A 14,901-nucleotide genomic window follows, 5' to 3' on the forward strand; every position below is an offset into this window, starting at 1 on the left:
GGCGTGGCGAGCGCTGCCTCGTGCCTTCGCGACACAGGCTTGGCGGCAAAGCCGGATCGCATACCAAACTCCGGCCGTCCCGGAATGTTCCATAACCCGAGGCGCGCTCATGGAGCCACGCGTCCGGTCAGCCAAAACCCGGCGCCGCCCTCGTCTTGCCGCTGAGCCGCGCGCCTAAAGCCAGCGCTTGCGGAAAATTGCCGAAAACCGCTCTCAGCATGGGGCCGCCGCCGGGGCCAATGGCGATGCGCGCGATGGCTTCTGCGGCGAGGATGCGGGTCGAGAATAGTTCTCTCCAGCCCGCCTCGTAGCGTCTGCCGACCGCTTCGCGTCTCGCCTGCCCACTTGCTGCCGCGCCGAGTTCCAGCGCCAGGAGCCAGCCGGATTGAAGCGCCATCGATATGCCCTCTGCGATGATCGGATGCGACTCGCCGGCGATGTTGCCAACGCGAAAGATGTCCCCGTCGTAGCCGGAGCGGATGCCCGGCCGGATCGGGCCGGCGGCAAGCCACGGACCGTCGAGATTGGCTCCCTCCAGCGTCTCTCGCGCGCCCCGGCACGTCGCCCTGAGATGATGCTCGACGGTTTCAGCCGCCGAGACCTGGCGCCCATGCTCGCGGGCAAGCCTGCCGCGCAACCGGGCGAGCACATCGCGCCTTATGCAGCAGGAGATGGACATGCGGCCATGGTCTGCGAGCACCATGCCGCCATAGCCGCCGGGAAACGTCAGCAGCGGCATCAGGTCGGGCGGCAGCGTCGATCCTGAAAAATGCGCCTTGAAGCCGAGCAGGTCCGAGGGACGGCCGTTCTTCTTGAGCTGAGTCGGCAAAGGTCCCGGTTCCCACGAACCATGCGCGGCGACAATCACCGGTGCCCGCAGGATCGTCGCCTCGTCGCGGGAATTCCCGGCTCCTGCCTGGACCCGCACCGCTTGGCAGGCGCCATCGCGTTCGATGGCGACGGCGCGGCAGGGCTGGAAGACCTCTGCGCCGGCCGATCGGGCCGCATCCAACAGCAGGGTGTCCAGTATGTCGCGGCCAAGCGCTCGGCCGAAACCGTCTCCTGCCGCGGGCACGGATTTCGCACGCGGCATCGGCGCCTCGATGCTGATATCGCCGGAAAAGAAGCCGACCCGGCGAATTTCGGGACCGGCCTCGGCCCGCCACGCATCGAGGATCTCCAGTCGCTCGAGGAGCGCGAGATTGCTTGCCGAGATATATTCGCCGCACACCTTGCGACGCGGAAACACGCTCTTTTCCACAATCGCCACGGTCCAGCCGCGACGGGCCAGCGCCAGCGCCGCCGACGTGCCTGCCGGGCCGGCACCGATGACGATCGCATCGTGGGTCGATGTCGGTCTCATGGCACACCTTTGGCAGGCATCGACGCGGCACCGGCGAAGACATGGGAGAAGGGGCCGGCGCGCCGCTCCTCGAGCGGCCGGCCGCCGGCAGCGCTCCAGAGGTCGGAAAGTTCGCTGCCGCGAAAGCCGGCGCGCACGCTCTGGGCGGCGTCATGCCTGGTGACGTCATTGGCGCCCATCGCCGGCAGAAGGCGGGTCGTCGCAAGCGCCAAGCCTGCCCTCAGCGGTTCCGTCGCCAGGAGCAATGGCGCCCTGCGAACCAACAGCGAAAACAGACGTAGCAGTCGGGTGTTGTCGAAATGATGCAAAAACAGGTTGACCGTGATCACATCGAAGGCCCCGCCATCCGCTTTCTGCGCCCAGTCGAAAACATCGGCGGTGAACGTTTCGAGCTTCCATCCCAGACCGGCGAAATCCGCCGTGAGCTCGGGCGTGACGAGGCCGACGCGATCGAGCATCGTCAGCTCCACCTCCGGCCAGTCTTTTGCCATGCGCCGGGCCACTTTCAGCATGAAGGTGCCGTCGCCGGCGCCGATCTCAAGCATGCGGCAGGGCGCCTTGGCCAAGAATTTTCTCATGAGCGATGCCATGATCGGCGCCTGGAACATCAGCGCGTTGATCCGGCGCAGATCGCGCCGCGAGTGGAGTGCCCGCGGATCGTCGGCGGCGAGCCGATCGAGGATTTCCGGGACAAGTGTCCGTTGATCGAGCGCGTTCATGAGGCGGTCCGGAACAACATGGTCTCGGCCGTCAGCCCGGGTCCGAACGACATGCCGCAGCCGAGTTGGCCGCCCGGCGCCTTCAGCATCTCTTGCATTACGAACATCACCGTCGCCGACGACATGTTGCCGTATCGGCGCAGCACCTCGCGCGACGGCCCGAGTGCGGCTGGCGCGAGGTCGAGCGCCCTTTCGACGGCATCGAGAATACTGCGCCCACCGGGATGCACGGCCCAGAGGTCGATCGCCTTCGGCGGCCGGCCGCCGAGGATAGCGTCCCGGTTGCCTCGCAACGTTTCCTGGACCGCCGCAGGCACCTTGCCGGAGAGAAACATATCGAAGCCGTGGTCGCCGATATCCCAGGTCATCAATTCCCGCCGCTCTTCAGCGACTGTGCAGCGGAAGGAGTTGAGCTCGATACCGGACGGCTCCGCGGTTACGAGCGTCGCCGCACAGCCATCGCCCCAAAGACAGAAGGACAGCAACTTTTCCAGTTCGGTGGTTTCCCTCAGATGCAGGGTGCAGATCTCGATATTGACCAGGAGGACCCTGGCCCGCGCCTCGGAGCGGACAATGTGGCGGGCAAGCTTGAGGGCATTGACCGCGGCGTAGCAGCCCATGAACCCGATCATCGTGCGTTCGATACCGTCTGACAGGCCGCATCGCGCGGCAAGGTCGAGGTCGATGCCCGGCGCGGAGAAGCCGGTGCAGGTGGTGACGATGAGATGAGTGATGCGCGACGCCTCATCGCCAAGCCGTAGTCCGTCGATTGCCTTTTGCGCCAGAATGGGGGCTGCTTGGCTGAACATTGTCATCCTGGCCGCCGTTCCGGGAAACGCGCCGCGCCTGAAGGTGCCGGCAAGGTCGGCTGACGGCCCTTCGGGATCGAGAGCGGGCGCAAAGCAGGAAAAGCGATGCTCGATGCCGGCAAGGCCGGCCATGCGTTGGAATATCCTCCTGCGATCGGCGGTCAGCATGGAGGCCGCGTAGCGCAGGTAGAACTGATGGACGTCATGCTCCGGAACCGCTGTCGCGATCCGGTTGATATAGGCGTTGGCGGACATCTGCTGTCTCCCTGGGCCTCGGGCGCGGAGCGCGCTGTCGCCGGAAGGGTTCCTTGCTCATGAGCGCCCTCGTCAGGCGCCAGACGCTGAGCGTTGCCTGTTCGATAAACGTTTCGGAAAACCTGTTTCTTCCCTGGCGCGTGATCCCGAACGTAAAAGATTGGGAGAGAATGATAGGCAAAAACAAAGCATTACAGCCTTCTCCCTGCCTTGGTGGGCAAGGACTTCGGGCCGATCACTTGCTGCCCTGCGCCGCGCCGGGCACGATCAGCGCTCCCTGATCGCGCTCCGAATATCTGAAGCCCATAAAGAACACGGCAATGATGACGAGACAGACCGCCAGCACGGTGACGAGGATCCTTCCCAGGTTTTCGGCAGGCGGTTTGTTTTCCATGGCGGTACGCCTCGCACATAAACCCTGCGAGAACGGCAAGGGTTCCGAAGGCGGGTTGTCGGGCTGGGGAATGCGGAGCGCGCCAGCGTGATCACGTGACGTCGATAACAATCATCAGACCGCCGCCGCCCTTTTCCTTCGGCATTGTTGTTCGCAGTGAATCAGCATCAGCGGCCATTCGAAGTTCCGGCAAAAGCCACCGTAAAAGCTGTCACCGGCAAGCGCTTTTCTGCACAATTTAATCAGTTTGTGCTAATGTACGAATGCCATGCTCATCCGTGCATGACAGGTCTAGGGAGGATGCGATGAAAACGATGAATCGCAGGTCTGCAATCGCGCTCGGCGTGACGGCTGCAACGGTTGCTCCCTGTTCGCAACGGCGACATTTGCGAAAACCAAGAAGTACGCTGCGAATGAAGGCAAGGAGATCGCGCCCGGCGTCAGGATAGTGGAAGTCGGCACCGGCAATTCCGACATTCCCGCCTACAAGAGCATCACCCTCGTCGATGCGGTCTTTCAGCCAGGAGCCACGGCTCCTGCGATGGTGATGGACAACGATATGGTGTGCACGATCACCTCTGGCGCCTTCACGATCAAGAAGGTGGACAAGGAGTTCAAACTCAAGGTTGGTGACGTGTACACTTGCTCCAAGGGCAAGACCGACCAGGCGACGAATACGAGCAAGGACGTCGGCGTGCATCGGATCGCCATCCTGATCCCAGCGTAACAGATAGCGCGGTTGAGCTTTTGGATAGATCGCTGCACCACTCCAACTGCTTGTTCTTACTGCCCCTGACGGAAGGCCTTGGCGATTTGCCAAGCCTTCCTGGACGGTGACGACACGGCTCGCAACTCGTCCGTCGACACGGCTGCGCTCGGCGCGCCATGTGGCAGCGCGCCGACTTTCGCCACGAAAATCTTCAGCGACGCCGGCTCCAATTCCATCGGCGCGTATCACAAAAGTGACGCGCTCGATCCGCTATATGCTAGGCTCCTGCCGCCAAAACAGGGTTCATCATTATCGATGCCAGCGAATTGCAGGCCATAGGTGATACGCTGATGCGCGTTGTCACCCCCGATATGAAACCGAAAGACCTGCTCAAGGCGGTGCGAAAACTGCATCCGGGCGCCAAGAAGAAGGACATCGCCCGCGCGGCCTTCCACGCCATCATCGCCAATGCCGACCAGGATCCCGGCAAGTCGCGCAATCTCCAGGCCTTCGCGCTTGCCGAGCGTACCCAGCAATCGGAATAAATTGCCGCGAATTGTAGTGTTGGGCTTGCCGGAAATTTAATAAGCGATTTCTAATTTAATGGCTCAGCCGGCAGCTAGCCCCAACCGGTAGTGCGCTCATGACCAAAAACCTCGGCAATGCCAAACCCAGCGCTCCCGCCAAGGAGATAAACCCCTCGCTGTTCAGCAAGGCCGCGCCGGCGCTGTTTCCGCTGGTCGTCGCGGCGCTCGGCTATCTCGTCGGCCGGCATTTCTTCGGCTTTTGACGCGACCGGCGTTCGACACGTTTTCACAGTCGGTCCAAGCGCAACCGGGCGTGTGGGCGTACCCGTGCAGCTTTGGTCTTAGGGCCTAGGTCGTTCTTGTCCTTGGCCGGGTCCAGGCGCATGCTCATCGTAGCCGGCGGCCTCGCAAACTCCGGTCAGGCCCGGCCGCCGAACCCAGTATCACCCCCCCCAGGCTGCCGGGCCGCCGCCGTGCGGCGAATTCGTCCGCACTCGCGCACGGCCAAGTGCCGGACCGCGCGATCCACGCTTCCACCCGGACATTTTAGACATCCACTGCCGCGCCGTCTCGCAGACCGAAATATCGTAGTGAAGTCGAACTCCGCTGCGCCAAGATGCAACGGCATGCCTGCTCCGCCATGTTCGTTTCTGTTCGCGAGGCTCCGCAAAAGTGTTGAATAACGGCGAGCCGTTTTGCACTAGAGGCTGATAGGCCCCACTTTTCGGCAACTCCAGGCGCATTAGATCATATTGGGTCGGAGTTAGGCAATTCTTCGAGCGAAGAGCAGGAGCTGTATATGGTAACGAGCGAGCCAGACAGTGTCCGCGTAAAACCCGTCAATGACCAATGGATCGTGCGTGTCGTGGATGGCGGCAGGCTGAGACAGAAAGTGTTCGATGTTCATGCGCAGGCCGAGACCTTCGCCGAGGAAGAGCGGCTGCGATTGGGTCTGCCGGGGGAGCCGCCGACCGAGGAGCCGGTCGGGCCGCTGCAACGCGGGCAGCCTCGCTAGCTTATCTGCCCACGAGGGGGAGACGGCCCGCTAGCCCAGATGCTCAGCCCTGAGCCGCTCTTTCATCCGCTCGAGCGCCGGCTCCCCGCCGGCCGCCAGTCCATCCGCTATCCGCGCCAGCTTGTCGTCGGCGTTGCGGTATTTGCTGCCCCAGACGCCTAGCGTCACCAGCACCGGCAGCAGGTCGATGCCGGCTTCGGTCAGCCGGTAGATCGCCTTCAGCGCGTGAGCCGGGTCGTCGCTGCGGGTGACGATGCCTTCGTCCTGCAGCGTCTGCAGCCGCTCGGCGAGCGTCCGGGACGAAATGCCTTCGTCGGATTGCAGGAATTCGCGAAAATGCCTTTTCCCGGCGAAGACCAAGTCGCGGATGATGAGCAGCGTCCAGCGGTCGCCGACGAGTTCGAGCGAAAGGCTGATCGGGCAACCGGACCTTTCTCGCGTCGCCATCTCTATAATTCCATTTTTAAATCACTTTACTATTGACACCACTCTTTGGGTGCGTCAAACGGTTCCAAAAGTAAAGCGTCGAGGTGAGGAAACGGACATGAAAAAGCTCGTCCTGCAGATGCAGATGTCGGTCGACGGTTTTGTGGGCGCCGATGAGGACCACCGCTGGCAGCTCTGGGAGTGGGGCGACGACAGTGCCTGGGACGAGGAGCTCAAGCAGGACTTCAACGCCGTCTTCACGACCATCGACACTATCCTTTTGAGCCGCAAGATGGCTGAGGAGGGCTACCTGACCCATTGGGGCAATGCGGCAAAGAAATACCCGAATGACCCTTTCTATGCCTTCGCGCGGCGCGTCGTCGAGGCTGAGAAGGTGGTGGCGAGCGATAAGCTCGAAACATCGCGCTGGGAGCGCACGCGCGTCGTAAGCGGAGACCTGCCGCGCGAGGTGCGCAGGCTGAAGCAAGGCGAGGGCGGCGACATCGCCGTGTTCGGCGGCGCCGGATTTGCCTCGGCGCTGGTCGCCGCCGGCCTTGTCGACGAATACCAGCTCTTTACCAATCCGGCGGTTCTAGGCAGGGGCCGCCGCATCTTCGACAAGGGCGGTTTCAGCAGGCTGAAGCTCCTCGGCTCGAAGCCCTATGCCTGCGGCATGGTGGTGAGCCGCTATGCACCGGCGCAATGAGGGCCAATGATTGAGGCGCTGCCCTGAATCAATCTGGCAGCGCGTCCTCTCAACCGGCTGGTTGGCCATGCCTTTCCCGGATCGACCGGGAGCGGCCTCCGCTGACGAGCCGCAATTGCCCGGCTGGCCGGCCGGGCCGCGGCCAGGCTGCATGGTCGTTGCCCGCGGCGACGAACCAGCGGGCCTCGCGCGATGTCAGGCCGATAAGCACCCGGCCGGCATATTCCGCCGGCGCCCCATTGCCCGCATCGAACACCGCCCAGCTGCTCCCAGGCGGCTCCTGCACCGCGATGAACCTCATCGGAGACTCCATCTGTGAAGAGATGGGCAATATAGCAAGTGCGGCTTGGTGTTCCTATGACGTGGCTCACATTGGCACACATTTGCGGTGGATAGCAGAACTCAGACCGGGGCCGTCGCGCCCCGAAATTGTCCTGGCGGCGCAGCCTACTGCCCCGCTTGGTCCGCGTCGGTCAGCGTGCCGAGGAAGGCAACGATGTCGTCGATCTCGGCGTCGGTCAGCGCCGGCTTGTCGCCCGGCTTTCTGCCGTTGAACGGCGGATCGGTGTTGAGGTTCGGCCAGTAGGCTTTAGGCAGGTCATCGAATTTGTCGACCGTGCCGTCCGCCTTCCTCGGATACCAGCGCCCCGGGTCGCTGTCGCGGCTGGCGTAGAAGGCGACCGCCTCGCGCAGCGTGTGGAAATAGCCATTGTGGAAGAAGCTTTTCCGCAAGGCCACGTTGCGCAGGGTCGGGGTCTTGAACAGGCCGCAATATTCGGCGCGGCTCCTGAAGTCGGTGCGCAGCGGACCGCACAGGCCGAGGTCGACATAGTTGGGATCGGCATTCGCTGGAATCGCCGGATTGCGCGGTACGGCAATCGCGATCAGGCCGTAATCGGTGAATTGCGGCGGCTCGCCGTCATTGGCGGGCTCGCTCAAATGGCAGCTCGCGCAATTGCCCTTCGACTCGTCCTCGAACAGCATGCGGCCGCGCAATTCCTGCGCGGAAAGCTGCGCCTTGCCGGCGAGGAAGGCGTCGTAGCGGCTGGAATAGGGGTAGAAGTCGGCGCTGCTCTGCTCGAATGTGCCGAGCGCCTCCACCGCGGCATCGAAGGCGTCCTGCGGATGGTCGAAGACATCGGCGCCGAACGCTGCCTTGAAGGCATCGGCATAGGGCGCCTTGCGCAGGCTGGCGACCACCTGGGCCGCGTCCTTGTTGCCCATCTCGAAGGGAGAGAGCAGCGGGATCTTCGCCTGGTCCTTGCCATGGTCGGCGCGACCGTCCCAGGTCAGGCCGCCGGTCGGGCCATTGTCGACGCTTTCGTCCCCTTCGTCCTCGGAGTCGTAGAAATGCTCGGTGAAGGCGGGGGCCGCCTGCAGGTAGCGCAGCGACGGCACGGCGCGGACGCCGGGCTGGTCGAGCTTCGCTCCGCCCGTTTCGACCGGCGAGGCCGAGGCCGGTCCGAAAGCATGGTTGGGATCGTGGCAGGACGAGCAGGCCTGCTTGCCCGATGCCGAGAGCGACGGGTCGAAAAACATCTGCCGCCCAAGCGCCGTCAGCGCGTCGGCGCGGGCGAAGGCCTCCTTGCGCGACATCGGGCCGGGATGGACGCCGAAGGGTTCCGCGGTATTGGCAGGCGCGGTCAAGCCGACAATCGAGGCCGCCAGAAGGGCGATTGCGTGATTTTTCCGTACCATCGTCCGCGGCGACATCCGTGATTTCCTTCGCTCGATTTCGCTCGCGTAAGGTTCGAGTGCAACGGATTGATGACCGGCTGTCTCCCTCACGAAACCGTGTCCGGAGGCTGCAGAACTGTCACATAGGTGACAAGGCATCGAAGTAGCTGGGCATTGATGCAGCTGCGTTCCTGCATTGCCGTCCTCCAGCCATTCCCAAGCCACGAGGCATTTCCCGATGACCCGAACCTTTCTCTCTCTTTGCATCGCCTCCACGGCGCTGGCATCGCTCTCTGCTGCTGCCCAGGCGGCTCCTCCCGGCTATGACAAGATCGACACCGTCGTTGTCATCTACGCCGAGAACCGCAGCTTCGACAATCTATATGGCGGCTTTCCCGGCGCGAACGGCCTGGCCAACGTGTCGCCCGACCAGGCGCGCCAGCTTGACCGCGACGGCAAGCCGCTTTCCGAACTGCCGCCGGTCTGGGGCGGGCTGACCGGCAAGGGTGTCACGCCAGCGGTCACGGAGGCGCAGAGCGCGCATCTTGCCAACGCCACCTTCGCTATCGACGACCCCAAGGGCTTCAACGAGGGCACCAGCGTCATCACGCACGATCTCTGGCACCGCTTCTACCAGGAGCAGATGCAGATCGACGGCGGCCGTAACGACAAGTTCGTCGCCTGGGCCGATTCCGGCTCCCTGGTCATGGGCCATTATGACGGCTCCAACCTGCCGATGTGGGCGATCGCCAAGAAATACGTGCTGGCGGACAATTTTTTCCAGGGCGCGTTCGGCGGCTCCTTCCTCAACCACTTCATGCTCGCCTGCGCCTGCGCGCCTTACTATCCGAATGCCGACACCAGTCCTGTGAAGGGCCAGATCGCCGTCGTCGAACCGGACGGCGTGACGCTGAAACCGGCCGACAATTCACCGCCTTCGGCGCTGGGCGGCGTGCCGAAATTCGTCAATGACGGCGCCATCACGCCGGACTTCTACGCCGTCAACACCATGCAGCCGCCTTACCAGCCGAGCGCCAACAAGCCGGCCGAGGGCGGCGACAAGGCGCTGGCCGATCCGGCTGTGCCCACCACGCTGCCGCCGCAGCACGAGATCACCATCGGCGATCTGTTGTCGCTGAAGGGCATTTCCTGGGCCTGGTATTCGGGCGCCTGGCAGGCGGCGCTTGACGGCAAGAACGCGGCCCCTGTGCCCAATTTCCAGTTCCACCACCAGCCCTACAACTATTTCGCGGCCTATGCGCCGGGCACGGCCGCCCGAGCCGAGCACCTCAAGGATGGCGGCCTTGACGGCGGCGAGTTCATCAAGGCGATCGACGACGGCAAGCTGCCGGCCGTGTCCTTCTACAAGCCGCAGGGCAACCTCAACGAACACGCCGGCTATGCCGACGTGACGTCCGGCGACCGCCATCTGGCCGACCTCGTCTCGCATCTGGAGAAGAGCCCGCAATGGGCTCACATGCTGGTCGTCATCACCTATGACGAGAATGGCGGCTTCTGGGATCACGTCGCGCCGCCCAAGGCCGATCGCTGGGGTCCGGGCAACCGCATCCCGGCCTTCATCATTTCGCCCTATGCCAAGATGGGCATGGTCGATCACACGCAGTATGACACCACCTCGATCCTGCGCTTCATCACCAACCGCTACGACCTGCCGGTGCTGCCCGGCATCGTCGCCCGCGACAAGGCACTGCGCAACAACGACCAGCCGCCGATGGGCGACCTGACGGCGGCGCTCGATCTGACGAAGTAGCATCTCAGAACTTGGGTTCCTCTCCCCACATTCGTGCGGGCGAGGAAGCGCCAGTCGCCTAACGCCTTGCCCCAGCGAATTCCCGTCCGCTATCAATGGCTTCCAAATCGGAGGCCATGCGATGGCGGACCTTAAAGTCAGAACCCGAAACGCCGGCGCTCTCGCCGTCCTGCCACCGGGCGACCTGCCCACCATAACCACCCCGACAGGCGGCACTGTCGATGTGGTCACGCAGGTCAGTGCCCCGGGCTTCAGCCCGCTCGACCTGCTCTATGCCTCTTTGGCCGCCTGCATGGTGCTCAGCGCCCGCATCGCGGCGACTCGGCTTGGTATCGCCGACCGGCTTGGCGAGGTGAGGGCGGAGGTCACCGGCGAGAAGGCGAAGGACGAGCCCGCGCGGGTCGAGACGTTCACCGTCAGGCTCGAGATCACCGGCGACCTGGATGCCGCGATGAAAGAGCGGATCCTGGCGGATGCCGAAGACATCTGCACCGTCTCAAACACCCTGCGCGGCGCGCCGGCACTTCACGCGACGGTGGGGTGAGTGTGAGGGCGCAGCTTTCGCCGATTGACTACGCCGCCGCCTCGGAAGACATCCGCGCCGAGCACGACCGCGAGCTCGCGCTGCGCGGCCGCATGACCAACATGAAGCGCATCCTGCTTCGCTCGCCCGCCGCCCACCGCATCTACGCCGAATGGTTCACGCTGCGCGACCTGCTGAAGCCGACGCTCGACGACCGCGCCATCTGGCTGTTCTCGAAAGCGATCGCCGAGACGATGCGCGCCGAGATCCCGGTGACCTTCTTCCGCCGCGCGCTTATCGACAGCGGCCTCGATCCCGAAGCGATCGAGCCCATTGCGCATGAGGCGCTGCTGATGAAGTTCGGCAAGGCGGTCGCAACCGATGCCAATGCCGTTCCGGACGAGGTCTGGGCCGCGCTCAAGGCGCGCTATGACGAGACGCTGCTCGTCAACCTCACCGCCTTCGCCGGCATCATGGTGGCGACCTGCGTCTTCACCAATGCGGTGAAGGTGGATCTCGATCCGGAGCTGGAGAAGTATCGCAGGCTGTGAAGCTGCCAATCTCCGCCCTTGCGGGGAGATTAGCGCTGCCGCGCCTCGCCATCTTGTCGTGTATCGGGTGGCTGCGTCCCGTCGCGCGCCCCATCTTCGTGGGCAAGCAAGGAGTCAAGCCATGACCATCCATTCCTTCAACACCAAACGCACCAGCCGCTCCGCCGAATCCCGCGTCGCCGCGCAGGAATGGCGCGGCATCGTCTCCGAGCTCAACGCCCATGGTTGCGCCGTCATGCCGGGCCTGCTCTCGCCAGAGGAATGCGCCGAAATCGCAGCGCTCTATCCGCATGAAGAGCATTTCCGCAGCCATGTGGTGATGGCCCGCCACGGCTTCGGCAAGGGCGAATATCGCTACTTCAAATATCCGCTGCCGGACCTGGTCGACGGCTTGCGCACGGCCCTCTATCCGCGCCTCGCCACCGTCGCCAACGACTGGAACGAGAAGATGGGTGTGGCGCAGCGCTATCCCGTCGAGCACGCCGCCTTCCTGAAGCGCTGCCATGAGGAGGGCCAGACGAGGCCGACGCCGCTCCTGCTGCAATACGGCCCCGGCGACTTCAACTGCCTGCACCAGGATCTCTACGGTGCGCTCGCCTTTCCGCTTCAGGTGGCAATCCTGCTCTCGGAGCCCGGCGAAGATTTCACCGGCGGCGAATTCGTGCTCACCGAGCAGCGCCCGCGCATGCAAAGCCGCGCCGAGGTGGTGCCGCTCAAGCGCGGCGACGCTGTAATCTTCGCCGTGCACAACCGGCCGGTGCAAGGCACCAAGGACTATTACCGGGTGAATTTGCGCCACGGCGTGAGCCGGTTGCGTTCGGGGCAGCGGCATACGGTGGGCATCATCTTCCACGACGCCAGGCAGTAGGCAGTAGGCAGTAGGCAGTAGGCAGTAGGCAGTAGGCAGTAGGCAGTAGGCAGTAGGGTTACGTCGAGGCCATGCAGCGATGAGGGGTTCCCTTATTCGGCGCATTCGCTTATTGGCCCTACTCCCTACTCCCTACTCCCTACTCCCTACTCCCTACTCCCTACTCCCTACTCCCTACTCCCTACGAGCCCATGATCCGTCTCGAAAATATCGGCAAGCAGAACGGCCGACAGATCGTCTTCATCGAAGCCTCGGCCGCCTTGCAGAAGGGCGAGAAGGTCGGGCTCGTCGGCCCGAACGGCGCCGGCAAGACGACCTTGTTCCGCATGATCATCGGTCAGGAGCAGCCCGACGAGGGACAGGTCTCGATCGATCGCGGCGTGACCATCGGCTATTTCAGCCAGGATGTCGGCGACATGGGCGGCATGAGCGCCGTCGCCGAGGTCATGGAAGGGGCGGGGCCGGTCAGCGCGGTGGCCGCGGAGATGCGCGAGCTAGAGCACGCCATGGGCGATCCCGAGCGCGCCGGCGAGATGGATCAGATCATCGAGCGCTACGGCGAGTTGCAGCACCGTTTCGAGGAACTCGAAGGCTATGCGCTGGACGGCCGCGCGCGCGAGGTGCTGGACGGCCTCGGCTTCAGCCAGGAGATGATGGACGGCGACGTTTCAAAACTCTCCGGCGGCTGGAAGATGCGCGTGGCGCTCGCCCGCATCCTGTTGATGCGGCCTGACGTCATGCTGCTCGACGAGCCGTCGAACCATCTCGACCTCGAAAGCCTGATCTGGCTGGAGAAGTTCCTGAAGGACTATGACGGCGCGTTGCTGATGACCTCGCACGACCGCGAGTTCATGAACCGCATCGTGTCGAAAATCATCGAGATCGACGCCGGTGCGCTGACGTCCTATTCCGGCAATTACGAATTCTACCAGGAGCAGCGTGCGCTGGCCGACAAGCAATTGCAGGCGCAGTTCGAGCGCCAGCAGGCGATGCTGGCCAAGGAGATCGCCTTCATCGAGCGTTTCAAGGCGCGCGCTTCGCATGCGGCCCAGGTGCAGAGCCGGGTGAAGAAGCTCGACAAGATCGACCGCGTCGAGCCGCCGAAGCGCCGCCAGACGGTGGCCTTCGAGTTCCAGCCGGCGCCGCGCTGCGGCGAGGACGTGGCGACGCTGAAGGGCATCCACAAGGCCTATGGCAGCCGCACCATCTATTCAGGCCTCGACTTCCAGATCCGCCGCCGCGAACGCTGGTGCGTGATGGGCGTCAACGGCGCCGGCAAGTCGACGCTTCTGAAGCTGGTCGCCGGGGCTTCCGAGCCGGACGAAGGCACGGTCGCGCGCGGTCCGAGCGTCAAGATGGGCTATTTCGCCCAGCACGCCATGGAGTTGCTCGATGGTGAGCGCACCGTCTTCCAGACGCTGGAGGATAATTTTCCGCAGGCCGGCCAGGCGCCGCTGCGCGCGCTTGCCGGTTGCTTCGGCTTCTCCGGCGACGAGATCGAGAAGAAGTGCCGCGTGCTTTCCGGCGGTGAGAAGGCGCGGCTGGTGATGGCGCTGATGCTGTTCGACCCGCCCAACCTGCTGGTGCTCGACGAACCGACCAACCACCTCGACATCACCACCAAGCAGATGCTGATCGAGGCGCTGTCGCAGTACGAAGGCACCATGCTCTTCGTCTCGCACGACCGCCACTTCCTGGCGGCGCTGTCGAACCGCGTGCTGGAACTGACGCCCGATGGCATCCACACCTATGGCGGCGGCTACACCGAATATGTCGCCCGCACCGGCCAGGAAGCGCCGGGGCTGAGGGGATAGCGACCGCTTCTCAGCCGAACAGCTTGGTCACGAAGCCGCTGAACCAGGCATGCTGCGCTGTGTGGTGGGCTTCCATCAGCCGGTCCTGTTCGTCCCGGTCCTGCGCGCCGAGCGTTCCATAAGGCGCGCCTTGCCGCTCCTGCCATCGCCGGAAGCCGGCCGGACCCTGCTCGGCGTGGAATTGCAGCGCGTAGGTGTTGCCGCCGATCCGGAACGCCTGGTTGGGAAACGTTTCGCTCGAGGCGAGATGCACCGCGCCGGCCGGAAGGTCGAATGTGTGAAAATGGTTCTGCGGCAGGAAGAGCGGCCGATCGAGGAAATCGCCGGCCTCGGCCGTCGGCGTGATCTCGAAATAGCCGAACTCCCTGATGCCGCTTTCCACCGGCCCGACATCGGCGCCAAGATGCCAGGCGATCTGCTGCGCGCCCTGGCAGATGCCGAGCAGCGGCAGATCGTTGTCAAGGCAATGCTCGATCAGCGCCGCTTCGTGATCGAGGAACGGGTGCTTCTCGGTGTCGAAGACGTTGAACGGGCCGCCATAGATCACGGCGCCTTCGACATTTTCGAGATCGATCGTCTCGCCCTTGAACGGCATCGCGGTCGTGACCGCATGGCCGTTCGCTTCAAGGGTCGTCTGGACATGATCGTCGCCAGGCTCTTCCGAGTGCCTGACCAGAACAATGCGCTTCATCGGGGCTCCCGCCGCTCATTCCGCAGAATACTCGATAAAGCTTAGCAGGCTGCTGGGAATGTGCCAGCGCCCAGTTCCGACTG

18 protein-coding genes are annotated in these 14,901 nt (G+C 63.8%); 10 read left to right on the forward strand and 8 right to left on the reverse strand.

The annotated features are described in order from the left end of the window. Nucleotides 1-127: 127 nt before the first annotated feature. From ACVMIM_RS16500 to ACVMIM_RS16515, 4 genes are all read right to left on the reverse strand, one after another. Complete coding sequence (locus ACVMIM_RS16500) at nt 128-1,363, reverse strand: NAD(P)/FAD-dependent oxidoreductase (protein WP_476113248.1); 1,236 nt, start codon at nt 1,361-1,363, stop codon at nt 128-130. Then, entirely contained in the window at nt 1,360-2,082 is a 723-nt protein-coding gene (locus ACVMIM_RS16505) for a class I SAM-dependent methyltransferase (RefSeq protein WP_476113249.1), read from the reverse strand. The genes ACVMIM_RS16500 and ACVMIM_RS16505 overlap by 4 nt, the downstream gene beginning before the upstream one ends. Then, entirely contained in the window at nt 2,079-3,146 is a 1,068-nt protein-coding gene (locus ACVMIM_RS16510; RefSeq protein WP_476113251.1) for a type III polyketide synthase, read from the reverse strand. The genes ACVMIM_RS16505 and ACVMIM_RS16510 overlap by 4 nt, the downstream gene beginning before the upstream one ends. A 235-nt stretch (nt 3,147-3,381) precedes the next feature. After that, entirely contained in the window at nt 3,382-3,540 is a 159-nt protein-coding gene (locus ACVMIM_RS16515; RefSeq protein ID WP_476113253.1) for a hypothetical protein, read from the reverse strand. Nucleotides 3,541-3,988: 448 nt separating this feature from the next. On the opposite strand from ACVMIM_RS16515, the gene ACVMIM_RS16520 reads away from it, so the two are divergent. The 4 genes from ACVMIM_RS16520 to ACVMIM_RS16535 all read left to right on the forward strand — a co-directional run bounded on the left by ACVMIM_RS16520 (nt 3,989) and on the right by ACVMIM_RS16535 (nt 5,791). After that, nucleotides 3,989-4,267, forward strand: a complete 279-nt coding sequence (locus ACVMIM_RS16520) for a hypothetical protein (protein WP_476113255.1) — start codon at nt 3,989-3,991, stop codon at nt 4,265-4,267. Between the two features lie 332 nt (nt 4,268-4,599). Beyond that, nucleotides 4,600-4,794: a hypothetical protein gene (locus ACVMIM_RS16525; protein WP_336619403.1), complete on the forward strand. Its 195-nt coding sequence runs from the start codon at nt 4,600-4,602 to the stop codon at nt 4,792-4,794. A 98-nt stretch (nt 4,795-4,892) separates the two neighbouring features. Continuing rightward, the gene (locus ACVMIM_RS16530; protein ID WP_201414544.1) at nt 4,893-5,039 is read left to right on the forward strand and encodes a hypothetical protein; all 147 of its coding nucleotides are present in this window, start codon (nt 4,893-4,895) and stop codon (nt 5,037-5,039) included. 536 nt (nt 5,040-5,575) lie between these two features. After that, entirely contained in the window at nt 5,576-5,791 is a 216-nt protein-coding gene (locus ACVMIM_RS16535) for a hypothetical protein (RefSeq protein ID WP_041001749.1), read from the forward strand. A 30-nt stretch (nt 5,792-5,821) separates the two neighbouring features. On the opposite strand, the gene ACVMIM_RS16540 is transcribed toward ACVMIM_RS16535, so the two are convergent. Then, nucleotides 5,822-6,238 carry a winged helix-turn-helix transcriptional regulator gene (locus ACVMIM_RS16540; protein ID WP_476113257.1) on the reverse strand — a complete coding sequence of 139 codons (417 nt, stop codon included), beginning with the start codon at nt 6,236-6,238 and terminating at the stop codon, nt 5,822-5,824. 97 nt (nt 6,239-6,335) lie between these two features. Here ACVMIM_RS16540 and ACVMIM_RS16545 point away from each other — a divergent pair, with 97 nt between their 5' ends. Then, nucleotides 6,336-6,923: a dihydrofolate reductase family protein gene (locus ACVMIM_RS16545; protein WP_476113258.1), complete on the forward strand. Its 588-nt coding sequence runs from the start codon at nt 6,336-6,338 to the stop codon at nt 6,921-6,923. Between the two features lie 49 nt (nt 6,924-6,972). On the opposite strand, the gene ACVMIM_RS16550 is transcribed toward ACVMIM_RS16545, so the two are convergent. Continuing rightward, on the reverse strand, nt 6,973-7,224 hold the full coding sequence (locus ACVMIM_RS16550) for a hypothetical protein (RefSeq protein WP_476113259.1): 252 nt from the start codon (nt 7,222-7,224) through the stop codon (nt 6,973-6,975). A gap of 146 nt (nt 7,225-7,370) precedes the next feature. Then, on the reverse strand, nt 7,371-8,636 hold the full coding sequence (locus ACVMIM_RS16555; protein WP_476113260.1) for a cytochrome-c peroxidase: 1,266 nt from the start codon (nt 8,634-8,636) through the stop codon (nt 7,371-7,373). A 202-nt stretch (nt 8,637-8,838) separates the two neighbouring features. Here ACVMIM_RS16555 and ACVMIM_RS16560 point away from each other — a divergent pair, with 202 nt between their 5' ends. The 5 genes from ACVMIM_RS16560 to ACVMIM_RS16580 all read left to right on the forward strand — a co-directional run bounded on the left by ACVMIM_RS16560 (nt 8,839) and on the right by ACVMIM_RS16580 (nt 14,127). Continuing rightward, complete coding sequence (locus ACVMIM_RS16560; protein ID WP_476113262.1) at nt 8,839-10,371, forward strand: acid phosphatase; 1,533 nt, start codon at nt 8,839-8,841, stop codon at nt 10,369-10,371. A gap of 121 nt (nt 10,372-10,492) precedes the next feature. Next, a complete protein-coding gene (locus tag ACVMIM_RS16565) occupies nt 10,493-10,915 on the forward strand; it encodes an OsmC family protein (protein WP_476113264.1) in 423 nt (140 codons plus the stop codon). A gap of 2 nt (nt 10,916-10,917) precedes the next feature. After that, the gene (locus tag ACVMIM_RS16570) at nt 10,918-11,445 is read left to right on the forward strand and encodes a carboxymuconolactone decarboxylase family protein (RefSeq protein ID WP_476113265.1); all 528 of its coding nucleotides are present in this window, start codon (nt 10,918-10,920) and stop codon (nt 11,443-11,445) included. A 121-nt stretch (nt 11,446-11,566) separates the two neighbouring features. Then, nucleotides 11,567-12,313 (forward strand): 2OG-Fe(II) oxygenase, encoded by a 747-nt coding sequence (locus ACVMIM_RS16575; protein ID WP_476113266.1) that lies wholly within the window; start codon nt 11,567-11,569, stop codon nt 12,311-12,313. A gap of 191 nt (nt 12,314-12,504) precedes the next feature. Further along, nucleotides 12,505-14,127 carry an ABC-F family ATP-binding cassette domain-containing protein gene (locus ACVMIM_RS16580; RefSeq protein WP_476113268.1) on the forward strand — a complete coding sequence of 541 codons (1,623 nt, stop codon included), beginning with the start codon at nt 12,505-12,507 and terminating at the stop codon, nt 14,125-14,127. Nucleotides 14,128-14,137: 10 nt separating this feature from the next. Here ACVMIM_RS16580 and ACVMIM_RS16585 read toward each other — a convergent pair whose 3' ends face one another. Next, nucleotides 14,138-14,818 (reverse strand): type 1 glutamine amidotransferase, encoded by a 681-nt coding sequence (locus ACVMIM_RS16585; protein WP_476113270.1) that lies wholly within the window; start codon nt 14,816-14,818, stop codon nt 14,138-14,140. Nucleotides 14,819-14,901: the final 83 nt, after the last annotated feature.

The sequence above is a fragment of the Mesorhizobium sp. USDA 4413 genome, from assembly GCF_056280365.1.